Origin of the sequence: Nocardioides humi (assembly GCF_006494775.1) — a bacterium.
In the GTDB taxonomy this organism is placed as follows: domain Bacteria; phylum Actinomycetota; class Actinomycetes; order Propionibacteriales; family Nocardioidaceae; genus Nocardioides; species Nocardioides humi.
On the sequence record NZ_CP041146.1, the window covers coordinates 3,857,513 to 3,883,120 of the forward strand.

Consider the following 25,608-nt stretch of genomic DNA (forward strand, 5'->3'; position numbering starts at 1 on the left):
CGCCGAGCGGGTGCGGCGACAGATCACGTGGCAGAGCGGTACAGGCGCCGCGGAGCCTCGACGAGGACGTCGTGGAAGGTGGCCGGGTCGAGCGCCTCGGCGAGAAGGTCCAGCAGCGTTCCGTCGTCGACCATCCGGTCCTTCTTGTAGAAGACGTGTGGCCAGTCGGTGCCCCACACGGACCGGCCGGGTGCCATCTCGGCGAAGCGACGGATGATCGGTACCATGTCCAGATAGGCCGTGCTCTCGTCCGAGCCGCGGTCGGCGTTCGACAGCCGGATCCACCAGTTCTCCTTCGACAGGAGATCGTCCAACACGTCCCAGGCCGGGTGGTCCTCCTCGATGGACGCGCTGAAGTGCCCGAGGTGGTCGATGCAGACGTCGACGTCGTCGATCGAGCGGAGCAGCGCGGCACGCTCGACGAGGACCGTGGCGTCGACGTGCAGGGCCACGTTCCACCCCAGGACGCGGATGCGCTCGATCCGCCGCAGGACCTGCTCGTCGGTCGGGGGCGTGTTGAGCCAGCCGGGCAGGTTGATCCTGCAGCCCACGACCCCCGCGGCGGTCAGCTCGCGAGCCGTGTCGTCGCTGACGTCGTCGGAGAGGACGGCGACGCCGACGTAGCGGCCCTCGCCCAGGGCGAGGGCCTCGCGCAGGAGGCCGTGGTCCGCGCCGTAGCTGGTCGCCTGCACCAGTACGCCGCGCTCGATCCCGAGGGTCGCGTGGATCCGCATCAGCTCTGCCATGGTCGAGTCCGGGTCCGGCAGGAACGGCTTGGGCCCGGATGCGAAGGGAAAGCGGGCCGGGTCCCCGTACACGTGGGCCGCCGTGTCCCAGGCGCCGTGCGGAACCTCGACGGCCGGTCGGGAGACCTCACGCCGGTGGCTGGGAAAGGTCGGGGTGGAGTCGGTCATGCGATGGCCTCCGATCGGGAACCGAACAAGGGGGTGTCGTCGCGACCGTAGCCGCGCAGCCCGTCGAGCAGTGCCCGCGGGTCGTCCGGCAGCTCGTCGCCGGACCAGGCGATGTACATGTCGGGCCGGACCAGCAGGAGGTGACGGTCGTACGTGGCACTCGCCGAGGCGGGGAGATCGACGACCGTCACCGGGACACCGCAGGCCCGTGCGGCATCCGTCAGGGGACCCACGTCGGGCGCGTCGCCGATGCGCAGGATGCTGAAGCCCTGTCCGAGCAGGTCGAACACCGCCTCCTCGCCCTCGACGATCCAGTGGTGGGGCAGTCGAGCCCCGGGCTCCGACGACGGCTGGTACTGGTCGATGCGTCCGATGGCCTCCTCCGAGGGCGCGTCGGTCGGCGCGGCCGTCCCGGCGGATCCGACGTAGCGTGCGCCGAACTGGACGCCCTGGCTGTACCACTGCTTGCGGTCCACCTCGACCAGCAGCTGGCCGACCTTGGCCCGGATCTCCCGTCCCTGCGGTGAGTCCTCGTGCAGACGGGGATCCGACGCGAGGTTCTCGATGTCGTCACCGATCTGCTGGGCGGCCCTCGAGGTCGCCTCGCCCACCGCGCGCCGTTCCTGCTCGAAGTCGTCGAGGACATGGTCCGTGGCCCAGCCCCGGTGGATGGCGGAGAGCCGCCATCCGAGTCCCATCGCGTCGCCGATCCCGGTGTTCATCCCGAACCCGCCCATGGGCAGCCAGACGTGCGCTGCGTCGCCCGCCAGCAGCACTCGCCCGACACGGAAGCGGTCGGCGACGAGCCGCCGGGGGGTCCACCGGACGACGTCGATCTTCTCGTGGGCGATGTCCTTGCCGAGGGCCTCGCGCAGCGCGACATCGGGGTCGGCGGTGTCCAGGTCCTCACCCTCGGGAACACGGGCGTGGCACAGGTACAGGGACTTTCCGTCCAGCTGGATGAAGGCGCCGTGGTAACGGGCTCCGTGCCACCAGTACCACCAGCCCGGCCGGCCGGGCAGGGGCACCTCGTCGGACCGGAAGTACACCGACAGCCGCCGCTCGCCGACACGGGAGTCCCCGTGGAGCTGGACGCCGATCGAGCGTCGTACCGCGCTCGAGCCGCCGTCGCAGCCGACGACATGTCCGGCGGTGAAGGACCGGGCCCGCCCCGACTGCAGGTCGGTGGTGTGGACGACCACGTGGTCCCGGTGCTGCTCCACCGACTCCACGCGCGTGCCGCGGCGTACCGTGACGCTCTCGTAGCGGTCGAGCTCGTCGGCCAGGATCGGCTCGAGGAAGATCTGCGAGACGCGGTGCTGGAGCTCCGGCGTGGGCCATTCGTCGATCTCGGCGGCCGTCCGGTCGAACACCTCGTTCGTCGACGCGAAGGGGAAGCGTGCGAGCTCGTACCCGCTGAGGTTCGTCGTGTAGACGATGTCCGTCGGATGGTCGTGGGGGAGGCCGGCGCGGCGGATCCTCCTGGCCAGCCCCAGGCGGCGGAAGTACTCCATGGAGCGGGCGTTGGTGGTGTTGCACCGTGGATTCGTCGTCGTGTCGAGGCTCTGCTCCAGGAGGAGGACCGGTATTCCTCGCGATCCGAGGTCGAGTGCCAAGGTCATGCCCACCGGCCCGGATCCGACGATGATGAACGGCGCGTCGAGGGGGGTCGTCATGGGGCCGACCGTAGTTTTCCGACATCTCCGCGTCTAAGCGATAGATCGGTCGCAAATGATAGTCAAATGCCTATGACCTGCCGGTTCGTGCGTGCGGGATCCGGTCGCCGACGGCCGCCATCAGCCGCTGCTGGAGCCGCGTCAGATGACGGTTGCGCCGGCGGACGAGGAGGATCGGCTGGGTCAGCTCGACACCGCGGATGTGCACCTCGCGCAGCACGCCGCGCGTCAGCTCGTCGGCGACCGCGCGCCGGGAGAGGAAGGCGCATCCGATGCCTGCGGCGACCGCCTGCTTGATCGCGTCGACCGAGCCCAGCTCCATCACCATGGGCCGTGAGTGCACGCCGATCGAGCTGAGCGCGGCGTCCTGGAGGCGTCGGACGGCGAGACTGCTCGGCGGGACGATGCAGGGGAGGGTGGAGACCGTCTCGGCCTCGATCTCGTCCGGCAGCGCATCCCGGGCCCGGACGATGAGGACGAGGTCGTCCTCGCCGGTCGAGGTGAGCTCGAAGAGCTCCGGATCGATCGCGACATCCGTCATGACCACGCAGAAGTCCGCCTCTCCCGCCTCGGTCCGCCGCAGGGCGGTCTCGGGGTCGGAGACCAGCAGGGTCAGGTGGGCGTCCGGGTGCTCCCGCTGGAAGTCGACGAGGACCGGCGGCAGGTAGTAGTTGCCCAACGACATGCTCGCCGCCACCACCGCGCGTCCGGAGGTGCCTGCGGCGATGTCCTCGAGCTCTCGTGCCAACGACGTTCGCCTGCTCAGCACCTCCTGTGCCCACACGTACACGGCCTGGCCGGACTCCGTCAGCACCATGCGCCGCCCCTCCCTGGCGAAGAGCTTGGTGTCGAGACGCTGCTGCAGCGACTTCAGGTGCGCGGAGACGACCGGCTGCGAGACGAACAGGTGGTCGGCCGCGCGATGGACGCCGCCCAGCTCGACGACAGCGCAGAAGACCTCCAGCTTCTGCAACGACATGCGGTGGTCGATCGCCATGGTCCAGCCTCCTGGAACGAATAGTCACCTGGCTATCGGATGAGGTCAAACTATCGCTTGGACCCATGGCGGCGGTCACACGTAGCGTCTGGGACGTCCCAGCACCTCACGGGGCACGATCGAAAGGACGCGCACGATGACGCTTGCGCTGTGCACGCTGTCGCATTCCCCGCTGATCGGCGTGAACCAGCCCGCACCGGACGTGGTGGCGGAGGTCGACGGTGCGCTCGCCCGAGCACGGGAGCATGTTCGTGCCTTCTCGCCCGACCTGGCGGTCATCTTCGGGCCGGACCACTTCAACGGCGTCTTCTACGACATGCTGCCTCCCTTCTGCGTCGGCGCCGGTGCGGAGTCGATCGGGGACTGGAGGACGTCGGCAGGCCCGCTCGCGGTCGACACCGAGGCTGCGCGCACGATCCACCGCCAGGCGCTCGCCGCCGGCCTCGACCTGGCCGTGTCCGAGCGGATGCAGGTCGACCACGGGATCGCGCAGCCGCTGGAGTTCCTGTTCGGATCCATCGACGCCGTCCCGGTCGTCCCGGTCTTCGTCAACTGTGCGGCGCCGCCACTGGGCCCGACCGAGCGGATCCGCCTGCTCGGGGAGGCGGTGGGCCGAGCGGTGTCGGTGTCGGGTCGCCGGGTGCTGTTGATCGGGTCGGGGGGCCTGTCCCACGATCCGCCCATCCCCGCGCTGGAGGGCGCGAGCCCGGAGGTGGCCGAGCGGCTTATCGCCGGCAGGAACCCCGACGAGGATACGGTCGCGACGCGCGTGGCGCGTGTGGTCGCGACGGCCCAGGAGCTGGCGGCCGGCACATCCGACCGGGCCCCGCTCGCGCCCGAATGGGACGCTGAGGTGATGGAGACGCTCGCCCGAGGCAGGCTCTCGGAGTTCGACTCCTGGTCCCCGGAGGACTTCGCCGCCGAGGCGGGAAACGCGGCGCACGAGGTGCGGACATGGATCGCGGCCTTCGCCGCACTCGGCACGGCGGGCGCCTATCGCGTCACCTCGACCTACTACCGACCCATCCCCGAATGGATCGCGGGCTTCGCCATCATGACCGCGGTCGTCGACGAGCAGAAGGTGACCCGATGAACAGCACGACGCATCTCGTCCGAGGCCAGGACCTGTCACTGCAGGTGACGGAGGTCGGGCAGGGGGAGCCGATCGTGTGGCTGCACGGAAGCGGCCCGGGCGCGACGGGGATGAGTAACTTCGGCGGCAACCTCCCCGCGTTCGACGGCTATCGCCACCTGGTCTTCGACCTGCCCCGGTACGGCGGTTCGGACCGCGTCACGATCGACGAGCCGTTGGTGCCCTTCGCGGCGCGCAATGTCGTGGCCGTGCTCGAGGCGATGGCTGTCGAGCGCTTCCACGTCGTCGGCAACTCCTTCGGCGGATCGGTCGGCATCAAGATCGCGGCCGACCACCCCGATCGGGTCCGCCGGCTGGTGGTCAACGCGGGTGGCGCCCGACCGCAGGACGCGTCGGGGCGGTCCCCGGGACTGGCGCTCCTCTGGGGCTATATGGAGAAGCAGCAGCCCACCCGGGACGACATGGCCGAGTTCATCGACGCGATGGTGGTGGACAAGAGCCTGGTGACCGACCGGCTCGTCGACGAGCGTTACGAGGCGAGCCTGAGGACCCATCCCGAGCTCGAGACGCTTCCGCCGGTCTTCGGCGACCTCCTGCCGGACCTCCCGCGGGTGGAGGCGCCGACCCTGCTGCTGTGGGGGCGTGAGGACGTCTTCCTTCCGATCGAGCGCGCGCTGGTCAACGTCCGGGGAATCCCGAACGCCGAGCTGCGCGTCATCCCCGGGTGCGGCCACTGGGTGCAGGTCGAGGCGCGGGAGTACTTCGACGCGGCCGTACGGCGGTTCCTGGACGAGGCGGCTCCGTGAGCGCCCTGCTGTCGGTGGAGAGCCTCACCGTGCGTTTCGGGGGTCTGGCGGCGGTCGACGACGTCAGCATCCTCGTCGAGGAGGGCGAGATCGCGGGTCTCGTCGGCCCGAACGGCGCCGGCAAGACCACGCTGTTCAACGCGATCACCCGCAATGTCGACCCGGAACGCGGGACCGTGCGGATCGACGGCCACGACATCAGCGGCCGCCGGCCCGAGGACCTGGCGGCGCTGGGCCTGCGTCGTACCTTCCAGAACCTCGCTCTCTTCGAGAGCCAGGACGTTCGTACGAACGTGCTGATCGGCGCCCACACCGGAGCCCGGACCGGATGGCTCCGAGCAGCACTCGGCTGGGGCGTGCGGGCCGAGGAGCGGGCGCTCGGCGCGCGTGCCGACCATCTGCTCGAGGTCCTCGACCTTGAGCAGATGGGCGGCGCGGTCGTCGCCGACCTGCCGTTCGGCACGATGAAGCGCGTCGAGCTCGCTCGGGCGCTGGCCTCCCGGCCGCGCGTGCTGCTCCTGGACGAGCCGGCGAACGGACTGCGGGAGGCGGAGGTTCTCGAGCTGGAAGCGCTGCTGCGGCGCATCCGTGACGAGTTCGGAGTGACGATCGTGATGGTCGACCATCACGTCCGCCTGGTGATGTCGCTGTGCGACCACGTGGTGGCGCTCGCTGCCGGTCGGGTCATCGCCGACGGCACGGCACGCGAGACCCGGAGCGATCCGGCGGTGCGCCGGGTCTTCCTCGGTGAGTCGGCATGAGACCCGCGACGGACCCCCCGGTCGCGGAGCCTCTCCTCAGCGTGCAGGGACTCCACGCGGGGTACGGGCACGGTGAGGTGCTGCACGGCATCGACGTCACGGTGCCGCGCGGCCAGGTCGTCGTCCTCCTCGGTGCCAACGGGGCAGGCAAGACGACGCTGATGAGGTGTATCTCGGGCGAGCTCCGGGCCACGGGGCGGATCGAGCTCGATGGCGACGCTCTCGGCGGCCTCCCGGCGCACCAGATCAGCCGGCGGGGAGTGGCGCTGGTGCCCCAGGGCCGGGGCACGTTCGCCGACCTGTCGGTCCGGGACAACCTCGCCGTCGCCGCTTTGCAGCTGCCGCGGGCGGAGCGGGACGTCGAGATGGAGCGCTGGCTCGACCGTTTCCCCCGACTGGCCGAGCGGTCGAAGGTCGCGGCCGGCATGCTCTCCGGCGGAGAGCAGCAGATGCTGGCCATCGCCCGGGCGTGCATCGGCCGTCCCCGCGTCCTGATGTGCGACGAGCCGAGCCTCGGTCTGTCGCCGGCGATGAGCAAGGAGGTCTTCGAGGTCTTCGAGCAGCTGCACGACGAGAGCGGACTGGCGATGCTCATCGTCGAGCAGAACGCCGGCCTGGCGCTCGGCGTCGCCGACCTGGCCCTGGTGATCGAAGGCGGGCGCATCGTGTGGCGGGGCACGCCACGGGACCTGCACGACGACGACGCGCTGGTCAGCGCCTACATCGGCGACCTGGAGGAGATCTGATGACCGACGTCGTCCAGACGATCGTCAACTCGGCGACGATCGGGTGCAGCTATGCGCTGCTCGCCATCGGCCTCGTGCTGGTGTACCGGGCGAGCCAGAGCGTCAACTTCGGCCAGGGCGAGCTCGGCACCCTCACGGCCTTCTTCGTCCTGTTCCTGATCGGTCGGTCGGTGCCCCTGGCGGTGGCACTGGTCATCGCCGTGGTCTGCGGGTTCGCGATCTGTGCCGGCATCTACCTCCTCGTGGTGCGCCGGGCGCCGTCGCGCTCGGAGTCGACGACCGTTCTGGTCGGGACCGCGCTGTTCCTGGGCGTCAACTCGATCTGCGCCGTCGTCTGGGACACCAACTCGCACGCGGTCCCCAGCCTGTTCCCGGACGGCGTCCACGACTTCGTCGCCGTGGGAGGCGTGCGTCTGTACTACGAGTCGCTGGGCAATGTCGGCGTCCTGGCACTCACGGTGGCCCTGCTCTCGCTCCTGCTCACCCGTACCTCGATCGGTCTCCAGATGCGGGCGGTCGCCTCCAATCCGGGATCGGCGGCCCTGGCCGGTGTGTCCGTGGGCTCGGTGCTGGTGCTGTCCTGGGGGCTGGCCGGTGTGGCCGGCTCGCTGGCCGGGGCGACCACGGCGCCGTCGAGCTCGCTGTCGACCAACATGATGTTCGACGTCCTGCTCTACGGCCTGGCCGGCGCGACGCTCGGCGGCCTGAACAGCCTCAAGGGCGCCGTCGTCGGGGGGATCGGGGTGGCGGTGGTCGCCGACCTCATCGCGACCTATGTCCCCGGCGTGGAGCAGGAGCTCAAGCAGGCGGTGGCGATGGCACTCATCATCGCCGTCCTGGTCCTCAGGCCCGCCGGGCTGTTCGGAACCGTGGAGGCCCGCCGTGTCTGACCGGAGCGTCGTCGAGAACGAGACGGCCATGTCACCCATCGAGGTCCGCGGCGAGGACCAGGCCCATTCCCGAGGCAGCCTGCGCCGTGTCCCCGTGGGCACCGTGCTCGCGGTCGTCGCCGGGCTCGCGGCCGTCTACTTCGTCCCCTATGTCGTCAGCGGGTCGATGCTGGCCCTGATGCTCAGCGCGGTCATCGCCGCCATCGCCATCCTGGGCCTGAACCTGCTGTTCGGCTACTGCGGACAGATCTCCATCGGGCACGCGGCCTTCCTCGGGATCGGGGCCTATGTGTCGGCCGTCCTGGTGATCGAGTCGGGCTGGTCCTATCCCGTGGCGGTCCCGGTGTCGATGCTCGTCGCCTTCGCGGTGGGAGCGACGGTCAGCATCCCTGCGCTGCGTCTCAAGGGCCTCTATCTCGCCCTGCTGACCCTGGCGGTCGGCGTGACCTTCCCGAGCGTCGTCCGGCGGCTGGAGGGCATCACCCAGGGTGACCGCGGCATGTTCGGTGTCCAGTGGCGGGCGCCGTCGTGGACGGGGCTGGTCGGGTTCGAGGGTCAGATCATCTGGATGTTCTGGACGGCCGGCGCGTGCTTGGTGCTGTCCTGCCTGGTCGTGCACAACATCGTGTCGTCGCGCATCGGACGGTCCCTCGTGGCGATCCGTGACCACGAGGTCGCGGCGGCCTCGGCGGGCGTGCCCATCGCCCGGACCAAGGCGATGGCGTTCGGCACGGCGGGTGCGTTCGGCGCCCTGGCGGGCGGGCTGACCGCGGCGTCGGTCGGTGTCATCACGCCGAGCCAGTTCGGACTGCTGCAGTCCATCGAACTCCTCGTGGCCGTGGTCGTGGGCGGTGCCGCGTCGATCCGCGGATCCCTGTACGGCGGCGCCTTCTACGTCTTCATTCCCTACTACGCGTCGGAGGTCGCGTCCGGCGAGCTGGCACAGGCAGTGTTCGCGGTCTCGATCCTCATCGCGCTCTTCGTCGCGCCACGCGGAGTCGACGGGCTCGCCGTCGACCTCCTCCGCCGTGTGCGTGGCCGTCGTCGGTCCCGTCCGGGGCTGCCCGACATTCCGTCCTCGGGCCACCACTGAAAGGAAAACCATGAGAAATCGTCCGTGGCGGCTCAGCGCCGTGGCGGTGCTGACCGTCGGCGCCCTGGCAGCCTGCGGAAGCCCGCAGGGTAGCGAGTCCTCCTCGTCGTCGGGCTGTCCCGCGAACGCGTCGGAGCCGATCGGTGACACGATCAAGCTCGGCTCGACCATGCCCCTGTCGGGACAGCTGGCCTCGGTGGGCCAGAACCGGGCCGGCGTGGAGGCCCTGGTCGAGTCCGTCAACGCCGAGGGCGGTATCGACGGCAAGAAGCTGGAGTTGACCGTGCTGGACGACAAGGGCGACCCGGCGCGTGCCGTGTCGAACGTCCAGCGGCTCATCTCCCAGGAGGACGTCGACGCCCTGATCGCCGTCACCACGACGCCGGTCAACCTGGCCATCGGCGAGTTCGCGGTCGAGCAGTGCGTCCCCAACCTGTTCGCGCTGACCGGCGATGCCCGGTTCACGGCCGCCCAGTTCAAGGGCATGATCCCGGCCTCTGACCCGTACGACACGCAGGCGAAGGCACTGGTCGAGGACATCCGCGCCGAGGCCGGCGAGGACGCCACCATCGGGGTGCTGCAGGTAGAGAGCGACTCCGGGGCCGGTCTGACCGACAGCCTCAAGCGGGTCGCGGAGGAGGCCGGGATGACCGTCCTGCCGCCGCAGACGGTGGCGCCTACCGACTCGGCGCCCCCGACGTCGCAGATCCAGGCCCTCAAGGACGAGGCCGACGTGCTGGCGATGTTCCTCTCGCCGTTCCAGTGCCCGCCGGCGCTGCAGGCCCTGGGCCGCTCGGGGTGGGAGACGCAGGTCTACGTCGGAGACTTCTGCGCTTACCCCAGCGTCCTCGAGCCGGCAGGTGACCTGGCCAACGGAGTGCGGAGCGTCAACTGGATTGTCGATCCCAACGACGGCGCCAGCGCCGAGCGACAGGACGTCAAGGACTATCTCGCGGCGGTCGAGGGGAAGGCGCCGCCGGCGGCGGTGACCTCCTTCGCCGAGACCGGTTACGTCAGCGCCGCCGGCGCGATCGCCTACATCCGCTCGATCGCGGAGGACGGGGAGCTGACCCGTCTCGAGCTCTTCGAGGGCGTCGAGGCGATCGAAGACCTCCAGGTGCCGCTGCTGTTCGACGGGATCAAGGTGCGCACGTCCGAGGGAGATGTCAGCCCGTGGAGCGCGGTTAACATCATCGAGTACCAGGACGGCACCTACGCCTCGATCCGACAGGTTGCGGTTGACTGACAGCGGTGGGGCGGGGCGCGAGCCCCGCCCCACCGACACCGTCACGCTGCCCGTCGTCGAGCTCGTCGACCTGGTGCGACGAGCGCTGGAGCACGCCGGGCTCCCTCCGGAGGAGGCCGCGGGCTCGGCCCGGGTCTGCGTCGCCGCCGAGGTCCGCGGCAAGCGGACGCACGGCCTCACCTTGCTGCCGCAGCTCATCGATCAGTACCAGGAGGGCGAGAAGCGTCGTCGACCGGTCTCGGTGGTCGCCCGGAGCGTCGTCTCCGAGCAGCTCGACGGCGGCTTCAACGCCTCGCTCCACCTGCATGCGCAGGCGGCCTCGCGGGCAGCGAGTCTGGCGTCGGAGGTCGGAGTCGGACTGGTCTCGATCGTCAACGCCGGGGTCAGCGGAGCGTTGGGCGTGCACGTCGAGGAGATGGCGCGGCGTGGCGTGGTGGCGATCGCGATCAACAGCACGCCTGCGGTGGTCGTGCCGCTGGGAGGATCGGAGCCGCTGCTGGGAACCAACCCGATGGCGTGGGCGGTGCCCCGGCGCGACGGACATCCCGTCGTACTCGACATGGCCACCTCCTCGATCGCTTACCACGCGCTGCGACGAGCCGTCGCGGAGGGCAGGCCCGTGCCCCGGGGCGTGGTGGTGGATGCCCAGGGGGCGGTCACCACGGACCTGGACGAGGCGGTCCGCCCCGACGGACGACCGCGGATCCTGCCGTTTGGCGGGCACCGCGGGTCGGCGCTGTCGATCCTCATCGAGCTCACCGTCGCAGCCGGTCTCGGACAGGCGGTCGGCTCCGCGAAGGCCCAGGCGCCGCTGGGCGCCGCGGTCGACTTCCCCGGCGTGTACCTCGCCTGGCGGCCGGACGTGATCGGGTCCGAGTCGGACTACCACGCCGCCACCGAGCAGCTGCTCGCCGACCTCGTCGCGGGGGGAGCGACCTATCCGGGACGCTCCGCCGAGGCGCGCCTCGACCTGGCCGCCGCCGAAGGGCGGGTGGAGGTGGTGCGGCGGTCGGTGCAGGACGTGACCGACCTGCTCGCGCAGTCGTGAGCCGAGGGAGCGGGAGGCGAGCCGACCGCCCGCCCGGCGTCGAGGGCGTCGAGACGCGCTCCGACGGCGCCACGGTGGCGGCCTACTCGTACGATGCGAGCAGCTACCGGGTGACCCCTCGTCTGGTCGCCTTCCCCGCCGGGGTCGACGATGTCCGCGCCGTTCTGGAGACGGCGCGACGTCACGACCTCCCGGTCACCGCGCGAGGCGGGGGGACCAGCATGGCCGGCAATGCCGTGGGCGAGGGGATCGTCATCGACCTCTCGCGACGGATGAACCGGGTGCTGGAGGTCGACGTCGCGGGCCGAAGCGTCCGGCTGGAGCCGGGGGTGGTGCTCGACGACCTGAACCGCCGGCTGGCGGATCACGGGCTGGAGTTCGCCCCGGATCCCTCCTCGCACAGTCGGGCGACCGTCGGCGGCATGGTCGGGAACGATGCCTGCGGCAACCACTCCGTCGCGCACGGAAGAACGTCCGACCACATCCTCGAGCTCGACCTGGTACTCGCGGACGGCGCCTACGTGCGGGCCACGCGCGGCGGCGTGGTTGCGCTCGACGACCGGGACGTGTCGGTCGGGGCCGCCGAGCATCTCGAGCGCGAGCTCCGGAGCATCGCGAGCGATCACCTGGCCACCCTGCGGACCGAGCTCGGGCGGATTCCGCGGCAGGTGTCGGGGTTCCAGTTGCATCGGCTGCTGCCGGAGAACGGCTTCGACGTCGCCCGAGCCCTGGTCGGCTCCGAGGGCACGTGTGCGGTGATCGTCGCGGCGAAGGTCTCCCTGGTCGCGCGGACCCGCGCCGAGGCGACCCTGGTGCTCGGCTATCGCGACCTGATCGCCGCGGCGGACGACGTTCCGCGGATCCTCGAGGCGGCCCCCTCGGCCGTCGAGGCCCTCGACGAGCGCATCGTCACGACCCTGCGTGAGCGACGCGGTGACGACTCCGTGGCCGGGCTGCCGCAGGGCACGGCATGGCTGATCGTGGAGATCCAAGACGACGACGCCGGGCGCGACGACGGGCATGACCGCCTGTACGCCCTCGCCTCCGACCTCCGGGCCCGAGGACGCCTGGTCGACTTCGCGGTCGTGACCGACGGGAGCGAGCGGTCACGACTCTGGCGGGTTCGGGAGGACGGGGCCGGCCTGACGGCTCGGCCCTCGGACGGGCGGATCACGTGGGCCGGCTGGGAGGACGCCGCCGTCGCGCCGGACCGTCTCGGGTCCTATCTGCGGGACTTCTGCGAGCTGATGGGGAGTCGGCAGATCACGGGCGTGATGTACGGCCACTTCGGGGCCGGCTGCGTGCACGTGCGTCTCGACTTCGACCTCGAGACGGCCGAGGGGCGCAGGAGGATGGCCGTGTTCGTGCGCGAGGCGGCCACGATCGTCGCCTCCCATGGTGGCACCGTCTCCGGTGAGCACGGCGACGGCAGGGCGCGCAGCGAGCTTCTGCCGCTGATGTACAGCGCGGACGCGCTGGAGGCCTTCCGGAGGTTCAAGCGCGCCTTCGACCCCTCGGCCCGTCTCAACCCGGGCATCGTCGTCGACCCTGTGGCCTTGGACCGGGATGTCCTGGCTCCCGGTGGGCGGGGTGCCGCACCGCCGGGCCGGACGGTACTGGCACTGCACCAGGACGGCGGGTCCTTCGCCCGTGCCGTCGGCCGGTGCATCGGGGTCGGGAGGTGCCGGGCAGACGCCGGGGGCTTCATGTGTCCCAGCTTCCGCGCGAGTGGCGAGGAGCTCGACTCGACGAGGGGCCGCGCTCGGGTCCTCCAGGAGATGGTGGACGGACGCGTGGTCACCGACGGGTGGCGGTCCACGGAGGTTCGTGAGGCACTCGATCTCTGCCTGTCCTGCAAGGCGTGCTCGACGGACTGTCCGGTCGGCGTCGACATCGCGGCGTACAAGTCCGAGTTCAGCCACCACCACTATCGACGCCGTCTCCGCCCGCGCTCCCACTACTCCCTCGGTTGGCTTCCCGTCTGGCTGCGGCTGGCGGGGATGCTACCGGCGGTCTCGAACTGGGTCCTCCGCAGCCGGGTGGTGGGGCGCCTGATGCGGTGGGCGGGTGGTGTGACGCAGCGTCGGGAGCTGCCGACGGTCCACTCCTGGCGGTCGTCGCGCCCACCCTCAGGGCAGAGGCGTCGGGCCGGGCACGGCGAGCCGGTGGTGCTGTTCCGCGACACCTTCACCCGCGCCTTCCGCCCGGGGCTCGTCGGGGACGCCCTGGAGGTGCTGGACAGCACCGGCAGGGTGGCGACGCCGGCCCCCGACCTGTGCTGCGGCCTGACCTGGATCACCACCGGTCAGCTCGGAGTCGCGAGGAGGATCCTCCGGCGCACCGTCCGGGTCCTGGACGAGTCCGGGGACGCCGACATCGTCGTCCTCGAGCCCAGTTGTGCGAGCGCCCTCCGCGCCGACGTACCCGAGCTCCTGGCCTCCGACGCGGCGCGACGGGTGGCCGGGCGCGTGCGGACGCTGAGCGAGGTCATCGGACAGGCCGTCGAGTCCGGGTGGGTGCCTCCAGCGCTGGACGGGGAGGCGCTGCTGCAGACCCACTGCCACGAGCACGCGACGTTCGGGTCGGGCACGTCGAGGGCCGTGGCCCAGGCTCTGGGGCTTCGGGTCGAGCAGGTCGAGGGATGCTGCGGTCTCGCCGGCAACTTCGGCTTCGAGGCATCCCACTACGACACCTCGATGGCGGTCGCCGAGCAGGGACTCGGGCCTCGTCTGCGCGCGATGTCCCGAGGGAGCGCCGTGATCGCGGACGGGTTCAGCTGCGGCACCCAGATCGACCACGTGCTCGGGCAGAGCGGGCGGGCGAGCCACATCGCCACCGTGGTCGCCCGTGCCCTGCCTGCTCAGCGCACCCGGCCGTAGAAGACCGAGCTCGTCCAGATCCGCTCCTTGCGGACGGGCACGCCGGGCCGCGACGCGTGCCAGAGGGTGTGGGCGCCGGCGTAGATGCCGACGTGGTAGACGCGGCTGCCGCTGGTGAAGAACACCAGGTCGCCGACCCGCGGGCTGCGGACCCGCTGGGTGGCGCCGGCCTGGGCGCCGGAGGTGCGGGGCAGTCGCTTCCCGACGTGGCGGTACACCCACTGCACCAGGCCCGAGCAGTCGAACGCGTTCGGGCCGGCGGCGCCGTACCGGTAGGGCTTGCCGGCCCGCGAGCGGACCGTGGCCATGACCTTGTCGATGCGCTTCTCGGCCTTCTTCGCCGCCTTGCTCTTGCCGTCCTGGTGGCCGGCCGCCTCCTCCTTGGCCTGCTCGGCCGGCAGGACGAGCGAGGAGGCGTCGTCGTCGGCGTGGGCCGACGGGGTCGGGGCGACGAGGAACACCGCCGCGAGGACGGGTACGACGAGCAGGCGCGCGGCAGCGCGCGACACGATGGTGGACATCAGAGGAACTCCGTCAGCGGCGCCTGCGAGAGATGACCTGTCGGGCTGGGGCTGCTGATGCCCCGGAGCGTGTGTCCTTCGCCCCGAGCCGGCTCCGTGCGGTGCCGGCGTAGTGCTGGGTCTCCCGTGCTCGCGCTTACTTCATCGTTCTCGATGTCTCCCCAGGACGAGCGCGAGCCTCGGCGCGACCGTGGGCGGCCCCTCCGGTCGGAGAGGTCTCTCCTCCATTCGACCCGCTTGCAATAGTTAGCGCAGTGGTCGCGGTCACGTTCGCGGGGTGTCGATCCTCACCCCGGACCGATGTAACGCAGGGGGCCGGCAGGCGCCGCCGATCACTCCGGCAGGTGCGGATCCGCCAGCAGGTACCGGGCCACCCGGCCGTCGCGGGTTCGTCGCGGGCGCACCGGCTCGGGGACCATCCGGCCCTCGGCGGTGTCCCAGAACCGGTCCACCCGCAGGGCGACGCCCCGGGCCAGCCGGCCGGGCACGCCGCGGTGCGGGAGATAGGGGTGCGGCCGGGTCGGCACCCGCCGCTCGGTGCGGTAGAGCCGCTGCGCGAGGTGGCCGCACTCGTCCGCGGACGCCGCTCCGGCCAGGTCGTCGACCAGCCGGAGCTCGAGGGAGCGGATGCCGGCCAGCTCGCGCTCGACCTCCTCCCAGATCGAGGACCAGGGCCGTCGTACGACGAACGTGGAGCCGTAGAGCTTGGCCTTGAGCTGCACCAGGGCGACCTCGAGCCGGCGGCTCTGCCGGGCGAGCTCGTGGGCGCGCCGGTGACCGTGGTCGAGGTGACGGCGGGCGGCCGGGGCGAGCACGGCGTTGGCCGCCGCGACGTGGCGGCTCGTGCTCGCCAGGAACGGGTCGGCGGCGCTGAGCGCGGCGCGCGGCCGGTCCCGTGTCGGCCGGCAGGTCTCGGCGCTGCGCATCCGGGCGTGCAGGACGGCGTGGGTCTGCGTGACGGTGTCGGCCAGGGTGTCGACGCCGGTCTCCGGGCTGTCGTTCATGGCTCCTCCTTCAGGAGACCCCCCTCAAATGCAGTGTGCGCCGGTCCCGGGCCCCTCGCAAGGGGGCGGGACCGGCGCACGGCAGGCGCCCGGCGTCAGACGCGCGGCAGGGTGGGGTACTCCACGCCGGAGATGTGCTGCACGGTGCGCACCACCTGGCAGGAGTAGCCGAACTCGTTGTCGTACCAGACGTAGAGGATCGCGCTGTCGCCGTCGACGATCGCCGCGTTGCCGTCGACGATCGAGGCCGCCCGCGAGCCGATGAAGTCGCTGGAGACGGCGTCGGTGGCCTCGGTGTAGTCGAGCTGGCGGCTCAGCGGGCCGGTCAGCGAGACCTTGCGCAGGTGCTCGAGGACCTCGTCACGGCTGGTCTCCCGCTGGAGCTGCAGCGACAGGATCGCGATCGACACGTCGGGCGTGGGGACCCGGATCGAGTTGCCGGTGATCTTGGCGTCGAGGCCGGGCAGCACCTTCGCGACGGCCGAGGCGGCGCCGGTCTCGGTGATGACCAGGTTGAGCGGAGCGGAGCGGCCGCGGCGGTCGGCCTTGTGGTAGTTGTCGAGCAGGTTCTGGTCGTTGGTGAACGAGTGGACCGTCTCGACGTGGCCCCGGGTGATGCCGAACTCCTCGTCCATCGCCTTCAGGGGCGGCACGATCGCGTTGGTGGTGCACGACGCGCAGGAGAGCACCCGCTCGGCCGGGTCGACCTCGAGGTGGTTGATGCCGTGCACGATGTTCGGGACGTCGCCCTTGCCCGGCGCGGTCAGCAGCACCTTCGCGATGCCGGGCCGCAGGTGGCTGGACAGGCCCGCCCGGTCGCGCCAGATGCCGGTGTTGTCGATCAGGATGGCGTCGGCGATGCCGTACGCCGTGTAGTCGACCTCCTCGGGGGAGTTGGAGTAGATCACCTGGATCACGTTGCCGTTGGCGATGATCTGGCTCCTCTCCTCGTCGACCGTGATCGACCCGTTGAAGGCGCCGTGGATCGAGTCGCGGCGCAGCAGCGAGGCGCGCTTCTTGAGGTCCTCGCCCTTGCCCTTGCGGACGACGACCGCGCGCAGCCGCAGGCCGTTGCCGGAGCCGGACTTCTCGACGAGCAGGCGGGCGACGAGCCGGCCGATGCGCCCGAAGCCGTAGAGCACGACGTCCTGCGGGCCCGGGGCCGCGGACTTGTGGTCACCGATCGCGTCGGCGAGCACCGTCGCGGTGAAGGCGGCGACGTCCTGGCCGGCGCCGTTCTCCTTGTAGGCCTTGAGCAGCAGCGCGAGGTCGATCTTGGCGGCGGCGATGTCGAGGCCGGCGATCGCCTGCAGGAAGGGGAAGGTGTCGGTCACCGAGAGCTCCTCGCCCTCGATCATCCGGGCGAAGCGGTGGGTCTTGAGGATGCTGACCACCGACTTGTTCACCAGCGAGCGGCTGTGGAGGAGGATCGTCACGTCCTTCTCGCGGTGGAGCTTGCCGACGATCGGGATCATCGCCTCCGCCAGCTCCTCGTGGTGCTTCCAGCGGGTGAACTTGTCCTCGATGACGCTCAACGAAATCCCCTAGGGCAGTGCGACAAAACCGCTCGATCGTAGGACGCCGGGCGTAGGGGGTGGCTAATCGAGCCTGCGTCCGGAGGGCGTGGGATGCGTCACAGCGCACGGGCGCCGTCCCGTGCCCCCGGGGGCCGCCGCCGAGATCGTGGATATGTCAACAATCGCGGCTAGAATGGACCCGTGAGTACGACGACGCGGTGGCTCGACGACGAGGAGCAGCAGGCCTGGCGGGCCTGGGTCGACCTCAACGCGCAGCTGTCCGCGCGCCTCAACCGCGAGCTCCAGGCCGTCAGCGGGCTCTCGCTGTCCGACTACGAGATCCTGGTCGCCCTCACCGACCCCGACGTCCCGGACCGTGCGCTGCGGATGTACGAGCTCGGCGAGCGGCTGCAGTGGGAGAAGAGCCGGGTGTCCAAGCAGGTCTCCCGGATGGAGGCCCGCGGCCTCGTCGAGCGCCGCCACTGCCCCGACGACCGGCGCGGCGCCTTCGTCGACCTGACCGACGCCGGCCAGGCCGCGATCGCCGCCGCCGCCCCCGGGCACGTCGCGCTCGTGCGCGAGCTGTTCTTCGAGGGGCTCAGCGCCGAGCAGGTGCGCAGTCTCGGCCGGTTCGCGGCCACCGTGCTGGACCGCCTGGCCGACTGAGGGCTGACGTCGCGCGAACGCACCGAGGCCCGCCCCAGGGGGACGGGCCTCGGTGTGTGGTGCTGCTCGGTGCGGGTGCTCCGGGTCAGCAGTCGACGCCGGCGATCGCGCTGCCGATGGTGACGTCGAGGAGCTGGCCGGGGAGGTCGATGGCGACCGCGTTGGTGACCACCGTGCTGCCGGTCTTGACGACCTGGTTGAGGTAGACGCCGCCCAGCAGCGGCAGGGGGATGCTCACCGGCTTGTTCTGCTGGTTGTGGACGACGCCGTTCTGGGTGAACTGGCCGATCTCGGCGACGCCGTTCAGCTCGTTGCCCGCGGCGCAGTTGACCGGCGTGGAGGCGGAGGCCTCCGACCACAGGTCCTTGAGCTCGAGGACGTAGCCGTTCAGCGGGAACGCGATCTTCACGTAGTCGACCTTCGCGTCGGCCCGGTGGGTGCTGCCGGCCTTCTCGCTGGTCGCGTCGACGGCCTTCACGGTCACCGACGGGGACAGTGCGGTCAGCGGGAACGGCAGCGCGCCGAGGGAGACGGTGGCGTCGAGGAGCGTGCCGCTGTCGGTCGCGCAGGGGACGCCGCCGGCGTTGGCGGTGCCGAGGTTGATGTTCAGCGGCAGGCCGACGGCGATCCCGGCGCACAGACCCGCCTGGTCCGTGACGGTGTAGCTGACCGTCTGGGTCGAGCTGGCGCCGTGCTCGTCGGTGGCGGTGACGGTGAACGTCTTGGTGCCGGTCGTCGAGGTGTCGATCGGCTCGCCCACCGCGACGTCCCCGACGCAGTCGACCGCGTCGACGTGGCCGGTGTCGCCGTCGGCGCAGCTGTAGTCGGCGGCCACCGTCTGGCCCTGCGTGAACTCGCCGCCGTCGACCGGCGCGGCGATGGTCGCGGTCGGGGTCTGGTTGTCGAAGTAGCCGACCTCGAAGGACGACACGCCGCGGCCGCAGCTGCCGGCGCCGACCGGGGTCAGGGTGAACGACGTGACCGGTGCGGTGCTGGTGAACGTCGTGACGTCGCCGGTGCTGGCTCCGCTGCCGGTGAGGAGGTTGTCATCGCCGTCCCACACGTGGTGGGCGTTGACGTCGACCGGCTCGATGCCGTCCTGCAGCCGGACGGCCTCGCCGGCGCAGTTGAGGCCGGAGATGCCGAAGGCCAGGGAGACCGGCTCGGAGAAGGTGTAGGTCTGCACACCGTCGGAGGGATAGACGTAGTAGCCCTGGTCGCTGGGCCCGGCGCCCTTGTCGACGCTCCACTCCACGCCGTTGGGCAGGGTGCCGCTCTGGGGGCCGGAGCCCGACAGGGTGGTCGTGTCGAAGGTGCTGGTGTTCATCTGGCCGGCGGTGGCCGGTGCTGCGATCGCGAGGCCGGAGAGACTGAGGCCGAGCGACGCGACGGCGGCGAGCTTGACCCTTCGGGAATGACGCATGGCGTTGACCTTTCGGGAGGATGCGTGCGCCCGAGCGCGTTGGGGGGTGCCACTGCTGCCAACCAGGGCCGAGGAGAGCCCGTTACGGGGGGAATTGCGGGTGAGAGGGCCCGGTACGCCGCACCGGCGGGGGCAGGGTGTTGCTACCCAAGGACCGTGGCCCCGCTCCCCAGGATCGCCCTCGCTGCCGCCGCCCTGCTGCTCCTCGCCGGGTGCGGCGGAGCCGACGACCCGGGCGAGCCGCCCGGCTCCGCCGGCACCGCCTCGGCCCCGCCGTCCGCCGGCCCGTCCACCACGGCCTCCACGTCCGACGGGCCCGCCTCCACCGGGGGGAGCGCTGCGACCGGCGCGGCCGAGGACGACGGGTCGACGACCGTGGCGCGCGCGAGGTTCTGCCAGGGCATCGACCCCGCGGACGTCGCCGACGTCCTCGGGACCGACCGGCTGGAGGTCATGGCCGATCACGCCCCGGGGGACGCGGCGAGCGCGCAGCCGGGCGCTCCGAGCGTGTCGCCGGCCTGGACCTGCACCATCGGCACGACCGCGGACGGCGGCATCGGGGTCACCTGGAGCATCGCCCAGGCGGAGGTGAAGGCCGCCGAGGCGCGCGCGACGGTCGGCAACCTGGCCGGGATCCTCGGCGAGGAGCACTGCGCCGACGTCGCCGACGACGCGCTCGGCGCCCGCACCCGGGGCGTCGACTGCGCGGGGTCGGTCGGCGGCACGTCCTTCGCCCTGGCGGCCCGCAGCGTGGTCGTGGACCGGACCCTGCTGGACTGCCAGCTCGCCTCGGCGCGGGAGGGCGACATCGAGCGGCTGTCCGCCGCGGCCCCGCGCGTGTGCGCGCTGTTCCGCGACCTCGTGGTGCGGGAGTAGGGCTCCGCCTGGTTCAGCCCTGCATGTCCGCCACCGCCAGGGACGCGAACGTCATCGCCGCACCGAGCGGCGCCCCGGGGCCGGGGTAGGCGGACCCGAACACCGAGGCGGTGGAGTTGCTGGCGGCGTACAGGCCGGGGATCGGGCGGCCGTCCGTGTCGAGCACGCGGGCGCTCGCGTCGGTGACGAGGCCGCCCTTCGTGCCGAGGTCGGAGAGCACGAAGCGGGCCGCGGTGTACGGCGGCCGGTCGACCGGCACGAGTGCGGCCGACGCTCCGCCGCCCCCGGCGAAGAAGGTGTCGTACTCGTCCTCGCCGCGGCCGAAGTCCTCGTCCTTGCCGGCCGCCGCGAACGCGTTGTAGCGCTCGACCGTCGCGACCAGTGCGTCCGGGTCGAGGCCGGTCGCGACGGCGAGGTCCTCGAGGGTGTCGGCCTCCATCCAGGTGCCGGCGGCGAGGTGCTCGGCGCGCTCGCCCTCGGGCATCGCGATCGCGGGCAGCCGCCCGTCCTCGCGCGCGTCGAAGACGAACCACGACGGTGTCCGCTCGGGAGCCTGGGCCATGATCCGGCCGAACCGGTCGTAGGGCAGGCACTCGTTGCCGTAGCGCCGGGCCGAGCCGTCCACCATCAGGCCGCCGCGGAAGCCGAGGGTGAACGCGCCGCCGCCGTCCGGCTGCTGCAGACCGGGGCAGAACCAGCCCTCGCCGGACCAGTCGGTCGCCGCGCCGATCTCCGCGGCCGCGTCGATCACCTCGCCGGTGTTGGTGCCCCGCGGCGCCATCGTCCACGCGGCGTCGCCGGGCGTGCCGTGCGCGGTACGACGCTCGGGGCTGCCCTCGAAGCCGCCGGCCGCGATCAGGATGCCCCGCCGGGCAGTGACCTCTGCCGGCCCGTCCGGGCCGTCATATCGGACCGTGGTGGCGCGGCCGTCGGCGTCCCGGCCGAAGCCGGTCGCCTGCCGGCCGGTCGCGATCGTGCCGCCCTCGCGCACGGTCATCGCCGCCAGTCGCGCGATCAGCGCCTGCCCGCCGGACAGCGTGGACCGGCCGGGCCGGCCGGCGCGGTCGCGCTCGACCGGCGGCCGCACCAGCGCCGCGACGGCAGGGTCGAGATCCTCCCGCCGGATGCTCCTCGGCTGGATCGAGCGGCCCATCGGCACCCGCCCGGGGGCGTCGTAGTACTCCGAGAACGGGATCCACTCGAACTCCAGGAGCGGGTCCGCCTCGAGGCGCGCGACCAGCCGCGGCGCCTGCGTGAGCAGCGCCTCCACCCGCGCGGGGTCCGGGTCGTCGAGCACGGCGGCCAGGTAGGCGCGCGCCCCCTCGGTCGAGTCCGGCAGCCCGGCCCGCTGCTGCACGTCGGTCCCGGGCAGCCAGCACGCGCCGCCGGAGTACGCCGACGTCCCGCCGATCAGCGGCGTCCGCTCCAGCACCAGGGTGCTGAGCCCGGCCGACGCCGCGAGGGCGGCGCCGGTCAGCGCGCCCCCGCCCGAGCCGACCACCACGACGTCGTACTCCTGCTGCAGGGGCGCCGCCCCGACCACCGTGCCACTCATGGGCAGAACGATAATGCGTTCTAGTTTTCCGAGTTGACATGCGGAAAACTTTATATAAAGATCTCCGCATGAGTTTGGTGGGCGACGACTACGGTCCGGTCACCGAGTTCTTCGGCGCCCTCGCCTCCCCGGTGCGGGCCGCCGTGATCCACCTGCTCACCGAACGACCCCACACCGTCTCGGAGATCGGCGCCGCGCTCGGCGCGTCGCAGCCCCTCGTCTCCCAGCACCTGCGCGTGCTCCGGGAGACCGGGCTGGTGACGACCGAGCGGTCCGGTCGGTCCACCGTCTACTCGCTGGCCGACGACCACGTGGCGCACGTCTTCCTCGACGCCCTCGTCCACACCCAGGAGAACACCGATGACTGAGTCCCAGCACACCGCCGCCGAGGCCCACCACCACACCCACGGTCCGGGCTGCGGCCACCTCGCCGTGATCCACGGCGACCATGTCGACTACCTGCACGACGGCCACGTGCACCGCGAGCACGACGGCCACTACGACGAGTGCGCCCGCTGCTCGTGCCCCGACTGCACCGACAGCTGCGCCGTGTGCACGTGCGAGGGCTGCACCTGCCCGACCTGCAACCACAGCGTGTGCAGCTGCGAACACTGCGGCGGCGAGCCGTGCAGCTCGTGCGTGTGCAGCGACTGCACCTGCGCGACCTGCGCCCACGCCGCCTGATCTCGGGCTGGGCAGGCTGAGGGCGCTGGCTGCCGGCGCGGCCTGGCGGGCCTGCGTGGTTGGTGATGCGCGTGGTCGGTCGGGTGCTGTAACACGTGGTTGGCGGCTGCGGCAGCCCGTTGTCCGCTGTAACACGTTGTCCGCATCTCTACCAGCCCGATGACTTCGCGCATCGGCCGTTGTGGGCGGCTGGTACCGCAGTCATCGGGCGGGTAGGCGGGCGAACCACGTGTTACAGCCGATGCTCGGCGGCCAGGTGCGCGAACGACGTGTTACAGCAGGCATGCGGCGGCCAGGTGGGCGAACAGCGTGTTACAGCACGCAGGGGCACGACGGGCTCGCCCTCGCCAGCCGCATCGCCACGCCGGTGCCATGACGTCACGGGATGCCGGGTGGCGCCGCGGCCGCGACGGTCAGGGCACCCGCTGCGCGCGGACCAGCCGGAACTCGGCCGCCACCTCGACCCGCCCGAACCGGTCGGCGTACCCGGCCAGGTGCTCCTCGACCGCGTCCATCATCTCCTCGGCGTGCTCGCCGGCGAGCGCCATCGCGCCGAGGTGCGCCGGCGACGTCCGCTCGAGCCAGCGCCGCCCGGCCGCGGCCGAGGGGAAGGTCCACGGGAGCGTGTGCGTGTCGATCCGTACGTCGAGGAAGCGCGGCGCGAGGAGCTCCTCGAGGAAGGACGGCGATCCCCAGCGCCGCGGCCGGTGCGCGCCGCCGGGTGCGGGCAGGTACGCCGCCATCGCCTCGGTCATCCCCGCCATGTGCCCGTCGTCGGTCCACGAGGTGAGCGCCAGCCGCCCGGCCGGCGTCAGCACGCGGGCGACCTCGGCCATGGCGGCGACCGGGTCGGCGGCGAAGATGAGCCCGAAGGACGAGGTCACCAGGTCCTGGGAGGCGTCCGGGCACGGCTGGGCGGCCAGGTCCGCGCGCAGCCACTCGACCTCCTGGATCTCGTGGTCGGTCGCCTGCTCGCCGAGCGCGACCAGGTGCGCCGATCCGTCGGTCGCCGTGACCCGCCAGCCCGCGTCGGCGAGGCGCAGCGCCACGCTGCCCGTCCCGGCGGCGACGTCCAGTGCGAAGCGGCCCCGCCCGGGGCCGGCCCCGCCCGCCACCAGCGCGGCGGCCGGCTCCAGCCGCCGCGCCATCGCCGGGTAGTCGCCCCGGCCCCAGAGGTCGTCGGCCGGGTCCGTCATGCGGTCCGGCCCTCCGCCACCTGCCGCCGGAAGGCCGCCGCCGGCTTGAAGGCCGGCGCGACGGTCGCCGGGATCTCCATCGGCTCGCCCGTCTGCGGGTTGCGGCCGCTGCGGGCCGCGCGGTCACGCCGCTCGAAGGTCCCGAAGCCCGGGAGGGCGACGCTGCCGTGCTCGGCCACGCCGCGGGCGATGCCGTCGAGGGTCGCCGCGACGGCCTCGGCCGCCTGGTGGGTGGTCAGGCCGGTCGCCTCGGCGACGGCGGCGGTCAGGTCGGTGCGGTTCATCTGGCCCTCCTGGGGTCCGTCCGGTGCTGTCGGGCAACACCCTAGTGCAAATGATAATCGTTCTCATGTAGAGTCCCGACCTCCGACGGAGCCGCCGTCGGTGGAGAGGGACAATCCCATGAGAAGCATCAGCTCACTGACCGCGCTGGCCCTGGCCAGTGGCGCCGTGGCCGTCGGCCTGGCCGCTCCCGCGGCCGCCGCCGACCGGCCGGTGGTCCTCGACCGGGGCCACATCGACCTGTTCGAGGTCACCTACGACGCGTCCAGTGCCGGCCTGAGACTCCAGGTGAAGGACGACACGCAGCTGCACGACCCGGGGGCGACCTACCGCGACCCCGAGGACGTGACCATCGCGGTCGACGAGGAGCTCGCGGCCCTGACCATCCCCGAGGGCCTGCCCCCGTCCTTCGCCTTCCTCGGCGAGCCCGGGGACGTCGTCTACGACCTGCCGCAGACCCAGGACCCGCAGCTGCCCTGGCCCGGCTGGAGCACCGAGCGGCTCAACGGCACGCTGCCCGCCGGCACCACGCTCGCCTCGGGCGCGCCGGTGCAGCTGGCCGTCGAGGTGGAGGGGCCCGGCGACGTCCACACGTTCATGAACAGCCCGACGGGCGAGGTCATCAACCACTACGTCGACAGCAGCGACGGCGGGCCCGACATCATCCCCGTCAGTGCGAACGCCCACGTGCACACCGAGTGGATCTTCACCGAGCTCGGCGACTACACGCTCGAGGTCACCCCGACCGCGCAGGTGCAGGGCGGCGGCACGATCACGGGTACGCCGGCCAGCTACCACATCCGCGTCGGCGACCCGGCCCCCGCGGACCTCGGCGTCGAGGTCACGGCCAACAAGCCGGACGCGACCTACCTCTACGGCCAGGGCATCACGCTCACCGCGGCCCCGACCGCGGAGACCGACCTCGACCACTACCACTGGTTCATCAAGCGGGCCGGCGGTGCCGACTACGTGATCAGCAGCCTGTCCAGCACGGCCGAGCTCAAGCTGCCGACCTCGCTGGCCTGGGACGGCGCGCAGGTCTACGCCAACCTCTACGACCACGCCCACAACGTGGTGGCGTCCTCCGAGCCGCTGACCCTGCACGTCTCCCAGCTGCCACAGGTCACCACGCTCACCGCGCAGGCCGACAAGGCGTCGTACGCCGTGGGGGAGACGGCGCACTTCACGTCCACGCAGAGCCCGGCGACGGGTGAGGACCACTTCCACTGGTACGTCCGCAAGCCCGGCGAGGAGTTCTCCACCTACATCCCGGACTCCAACCAGGCCACCGCGGACCTGCCGATCACCGCGGACCTGCAGGGCGCCGAGGTCATCGCCCGGCTCTTCGACCACGACCACGCGGTCATCGCCGAGTCCGCCCCCGTCGTCGTGAGCCTCGCCGGTGCCGCCGCCCCCACGCCGCCGCCGGCCGCGGGCAAGGCGGTCAGCCAGGTCGGCGTGAAGGTGAAGCCGAAGCGGATCACGCCCGGCAAGCGCGCCAAGGTCAAGGTCGCGGTCACCGTCCCGTCGGCGCCGGGCACCCCGGTCACCGGCAAGGTCGTGATCCGCGACGGCAAGCGGAAGATCGCCACCGGGAAGGTGAAGGCGAACGGCAAGGTCGTCGTACGGCTGCCCCGGCTCAAGGCCGGCAAGCACACGATCACGGTCGTCTACAAGGGCGACGCCGGCACCGAGGGCTCGGTCGCGACCCAGGTCGTGAAGGTGCGTCGCTGAC

The 25,608-nt window shown here is 71.8% G+C and carries 24 protein-coding genes; 14 read left to right on the plus strand and 10 right to left on the minus strand.

What is annotated here, in order from left to right; all coding sequences use genetic code 11:
- Positions 1–23: 23 nt before the first annotated feature.
- The 3 genes from FIV44_RS18780 to FIV44_RS18790 form a co-directional block, all read right to left on the minus strand.
- Positions 24–914 (minus strand): amidohydrolase family protein, encoded by an 891-nt coding sequence (locus FIV44_RS18780; protein WP_141005779.1) that lies wholly within the window; start codon positions 912–914, stop codon positions 24–26.
- Positions 911–2,590: an FAD-dependent monooxygenase gene (locus FIV44_RS18785; RefSeq protein WP_141005780.1), complete on the minus strand. Its 1,680-nt coding sequence runs from the start codon at positions 2,588–2,590 to the stop codon at positions 911–913. The genes FIV44_RS18780 and FIV44_RS18785 overlap by 4 nt, the downstream gene beginning before the upstream one ends.
- Before the next feature lie 70 nt (positions 2,591–2,660).
- A complete protein-coding gene (locus FIV44_RS18790; RefSeq protein ID WP_141005781.1) occupies positions 2,661–3,587 on the minus strand; it encodes a LysR substrate-binding domain-containing protein in 927 nt (308 codons plus the stop codon).
- A 136-nt stretch (positions 3,588–3,723) separates the two neighbouring features.
- Between FIV44_RS18790 and FIV44_RS18795 the strand changes: the two genes are divergently transcribed.
- From FIV44_RS18795 to FIV44_RS18835, 9 genes are read left to right on the plus strand one after another with little or no spacing between them, the layout of a single operon-like run.
- Positions 3,724–4,680 carry a 3-carboxyethylcatechol 2,3-dioxygenase gene (locus FIV44_RS18795; RefSeq protein ID WP_141005782.1) on the plus strand — a complete coding sequence of 319 codons (957 nt, stop codon included), beginning with the start codon at positions 3,724–3,726 and terminating at the stop codon, positions 4,678–4,680.
- Complete coding sequence (locus FIV44_RS18800; RefSeq protein WP_181410688.1) at positions 4,677–5,486, plus strand: alpha/beta fold hydrolase; 810 nt, start codon at positions 4,677–4,679, stop codon at positions 5,484–5,486. The genes FIV44_RS18795 and FIV44_RS18800 overlap by 4 nt, the downstream gene beginning before the upstream one ends.
- On the plus strand, positions 5,483–6,247 hold the full coding sequence (locus tag FIV44_RS18805) for an ABC transporter ATP-binding protein (protein WP_219996090.1): 765 nt from the start codon (positions 5,483–5,485) through the stop codon (positions 6,245–6,247). Before FIV44_RS18800 ends, FIV44_RS18805 begins: the two co-directional genes overlap by 4 nt.
- Positions 6,244–6,993 carry an ABC transporter ATP-binding protein gene (locus tag FIV44_RS18810; protein WP_141005784.1) on the plus strand — a complete coding sequence of 250 codons (750 nt, stop codon included), beginning with the start codon at positions 6,244–6,246 and terminating at the stop codon, positions 6,991–6,993. Before FIV44_RS18805 ends, FIV44_RS18810 begins: the two co-directional genes overlap by 4 nt.
- Positions 6,993–7,883: a branched-chain amino acid ABC transporter permease gene (locus tag FIV44_RS18815; protein ID WP_141005785.1), complete on the plus strand. Its 891-nt coding sequence runs from the start codon at positions 6,993–6,995 to the stop codon at positions 7,881–7,883. The genes FIV44_RS18810 and FIV44_RS18815 overlap by 1 nt, the downstream gene beginning before the upstream one ends.
- Positions 7,876–8,976 carry a branched-chain amino acid ABC transporter permease gene (locus FIV44_RS18820; protein WP_181410689.1) on the plus strand — a complete coding sequence of 367 codons (1,101 nt, stop codon included), beginning with the start codon at positions 7,876–7,878 and terminating at the stop codon, positions 8,974–8,976. The genes FIV44_RS18815 and FIV44_RS18820 overlap by 8 nt, the downstream gene beginning before the upstream one ends.
- Positions 8,977–9,016: 40 nt before the next feature.
- Positions 9,017–10,222, plus strand: coding sequence for an ABC transporter substrate-binding protein (locus FIV44_RS18825; protein WP_181410690.1), 1,206 nt, complete (start codon positions 9,017–9,019; stop codon positions 10,220–10,222).
- Positions 10,215–11,270, plus strand: coding sequence for an Ldh family oxidoreductase (locus FIV44_RS18830; protein ID WP_181410691.1), 1,056 nt, complete (start codon positions 10,215–10,217; stop codon positions 11,268–11,270). The genes FIV44_RS18825 and FIV44_RS18830 overlap by 8 nt, the downstream gene beginning before the upstream one ends.
- Positions 11,267–14,149: an FAD-binding and (Fe-S)-binding domain-containing protein gene (locus tag FIV44_RS18835; RefSeq protein WP_141005789.1), complete on the plus strand. Its 2,883-nt coding sequence runs from the start codon at positions 11,267–11,269 to the stop codon at positions 14,147–14,149. The genes FIV44_RS18830 and FIV44_RS18835 overlap by 4 nt, the downstream gene beginning before the upstream one ends.
- Here the strand turns inward: FIV44_RS18835 and FIV44_RS31480 are convergent.
- The 3 genes from FIV44_RS31480 to FIV44_RS18850 all read right to left on the minus strand — a co-directional run bounded on the left by FIV44_RS31480 (position 14,131) and on the right by FIV44_RS18850 (position 17,209).
- Positions 14,131–14,670: a C40 family peptidase gene (locus FIV44_RS31480; RefSeq protein ID WP_219996091.1), complete on the minus strand. Its 540-nt coding sequence runs from the start codon at positions 14,668–14,670 to the stop codon at positions 14,131–14,133. The genes FIV44_RS18835 and FIV44_RS31480 overlap by 19 nt on opposite strands.
- Before the next feature lie 332 nt (positions 14,671–15,002).
- Positions 15,003–15,674: a hypothetical protein gene (locus FIV44_RS18845; protein ID WP_141005790.1), complete on the minus strand. Its 672-nt coding sequence runs from the start codon at positions 15,672–15,674 to the stop codon at positions 15,003–15,005.
- 95 nt (positions 15,675–15,769) lie between these two features.
- Entirely contained in the window at positions 15,770–17,209 is a 1,440-nt protein-coding gene (locus FIV44_RS18850; protein WP_141005791.1) for a glyceraldehyde-3-phosphate dehydrogenase, read from the minus strand.
- A 183-nt stretch (positions 17,210–17,392) separates the two neighbouring features.
- Here FIV44_RS18850 and FIV44_RS18855 point away from each other — a divergent pair, with 183 nt between their 5' ends.
- Positions 17,393–17,857 carry a MarR family winged helix-turn-helix transcriptional regulator gene (locus tag FIV44_RS18855; protein ID WP_141005792.1) on the plus strand — a complete coding sequence of 155 codons (465 nt, stop codon included), beginning with the start codon at positions 17,393–17,395 and terminating at the stop codon, positions 17,855–17,857.
- Positions 17,858–17,942: 85 nt separating this feature from the next.
- On the opposite strand, the gene FIV44_RS30655 is transcribed toward FIV44_RS18855, so the two are convergent.
- Complete coding sequence (locus FIV44_RS30655; RefSeq protein ID WP_181410692.1) at positions 17,943–19,280, minus strand: hypothetical protein; 1,338 nt, start codon at positions 19,278–19,280, stop codon at positions 17,943–17,945.
- 156 nt (positions 19,281–19,436) lie between these two features.
- Between FIV44_RS30655 and FIV44_RS18865 the strand changes: the two genes are divergently transcribed.
- Positions 19,437–20,156: a hypothetical protein gene (locus FIV44_RS18865; RefSeq protein WP_141005793.1), complete on the plus strand. Its 720-nt coding sequence runs from the start codon at positions 19,437–19,439 to the stop codon at positions 20,154–20,156.
- A gap of 13 nt (positions 20,157–20,169) precedes the next feature.
- Here FIV44_RS18865 and FIV44_RS18870 read toward each other — a convergent pair whose 3' ends face one another.
- Positions 20,170–21,711, minus strand: coding sequence for an FAD-dependent oxidoreductase (locus FIV44_RS18870; RefSeq protein ID WP_141005794.1), 1,542 nt, complete (start codon positions 21,709–21,711; stop codon positions 20,170–20,172).
- Between the two features lie 68 nt (positions 21,712–21,779).
- Between FIV44_RS18870 and FIV44_RS18875 the strand changes: the two genes are divergently transcribed.
- Together FIV44_RS18875 and FIV44_RS18880 are read left to right on the plus strand one after the other, a co-directional pair.
- Positions 21,780–22,079 carry an ArsR/SmtB family transcription factor gene (locus FIV44_RS18875; protein WP_141005795.1) on the plus strand — a complete coding sequence of 100 codons (300 nt, stop codon included), beginning with the start codon at positions 21,780–21,782 and terminating at the stop codon, positions 22,077–22,079.
- Positions 22,072–22,395, plus strand: a complete 324-nt coding sequence (locus FIV44_RS18880) for a hypothetical protein (protein WP_141005796.1) — start codon at positions 22,072–22,074, stop codon at positions 22,393–22,395. Before FIV44_RS18875 ends, FIV44_RS18880 begins: the two co-directional genes overlap by 8 nt.
- Positions 22,396–22,808: 413 nt before the next feature.
- Here FIV44_RS18880 and FIV44_RS18885 read toward each other — a convergent pair whose 3' ends face one another.
- Positions 22,809–23,591, minus strand: coding sequence for a class I SAM-dependent methyltransferase (locus FIV44_RS18885; protein WP_141005797.1), 783 nt, complete (start codon positions 23,589–23,591; stop codon positions 22,809–22,811).
- The gene (locus FIV44_RS18890) at positions 23,588–23,875 is read right to left on the minus strand and encodes an HU family DNA-binding protein (protein WP_141005798.1); all 288 of its coding nucleotides are present in this window, start codon (positions 23,873–23,875) and stop codon (positions 23,588–23,590) included. The genes FIV44_RS18885 and FIV44_RS18890 overlap by 4 nt, the downstream gene beginning before the upstream one ends.
- A 118-nt stretch (positions 23,876–23,993) precedes the next feature.
- Between FIV44_RS18890 and FIV44_RS18895 the strand changes: the two genes are divergently transcribed.
- Positions 23,994–25,607, plus strand: coding sequence for a choice-of-anchor M domain-containing protein (locus FIV44_RS18895; protein ID WP_141005799.1), 1,614 nt, complete (start codon positions 23,994–23,996; stop codon positions 25,605–25,607).
- The last annotated feature ends 1 nt before the right edge of the window (position 25,608 follow it).

Bases quoted from the DNA above. Each gene is read 5' to 3' on its own strand.
- FIV44_RS18780 (WP_141005779.1), bottom strand. From the start codon at position 914: ATGACCGACTCCACCCCGACCTTTCCCAGCCACCGGCGTGAGGTCTCC.
- FIV44_RS18785 (WP_141005780.1), bottom strand. From the start codon at position 2,590: ATGACGACCCCCCTCGACGCGCCGTTCATCATCGTCGGATCCGGGCCG.
- FIV44_RS18790 (WP_141005781.1), bottom strand. From the start codon at position 3,587: ATGGCGATCGACCACCGCATGTCGTTGCAGAAGCTGGAGGTCTTCTGC.
- FIV44_RS18795 (WP_141005782.1), top strand. From the start codon at position 3,724: ATGACGCTTGCGCTGTGCACGCTGTCGCATTCCCCGCTGATCGGCGTG.
- FIV44_RS18800 (WP_181410688.1), top strand. From the start codon at position 4,677: ATGAACAGCACGACGCATCTCGTCCGAGGCCAGGACCTGTCACTGCAG.
- FIV44_RS18810 (WP_141005784.1), top strand. From the start codon at position 6,244: ATGAGACCCGCGACGGACCCCCCGGTCGCGGAGCCTCTCCTCAGCGTG.
- FIV44_RS18815 (WP_141005785.1), top strand. From the start codon at position 6,993: ATGACCGACGTCGTCCAGACGATCGTCAACTCGGCGACGATCGGGTGC.
- FIV44_RS31480 (WP_219996091.1), bottom strand. From the start codon at position 14,670: ATGTCCACCATCGTGTCGCGCGCTGCCGCGCGCCTGCTCGTCGTACCC.
- FIV44_RS18845 (WP_141005790.1), bottom strand. From the start codon at position 15,674: ATGAACGACAGCCCGGAGACCGGCGTCGACACCCTGGCCGACACCGTC.
- FIV44_RS30655 (WP_181410692.1), bottom strand. From the start codon at position 19,280: ATGCGTCATTCCCGAAGGGTCAAGCTCGCCGCCGTCGCGTCGCTCGGC.
- FIV44_RS18870 (WP_141005794.1), bottom strand. From the start codon at position 21,711: ATGAGTGGCACGGTGGTCGGGGCGGCGCCCCTGCAGCAGGAGTACGAC.
- FIV44_RS18875 (WP_141005795.1), top strand. From the start codon at position 21,780: ATGAGTTTGGTGGGCGACGACTACGGTCCGGTCACCGAGTTCTTCGGC.
- FIV44_RS18880 (WP_141005796.1), top strand. From the start codon at position 22,072: ATGACTGAGTCCCAGCACACCGCCGCCGAGGCCCACCACCACACCCAC.
- FIV44_RS18885 (WP_141005797.1), bottom strand. From the start codon at position 23,591: ATGACGGACCCGGCCGACGACCTCTGGGGCCGGGGCGACTACCCGGCG.
- FIV44_RS18890 (WP_141005798.1), bottom strand. From the start codon at position 23,875: ATGAACCGCACCGACCTGACCGCCGCCGTCGCCGAGGCGACCGGCCTG.
- FIV44_RS18895 (WP_141005799.1), top strand. From the start codon at position 23,994: ATGAGAAGCATCAGCTCACTGACCGCGCTGGCCCTGGCCAGTGGCGCC.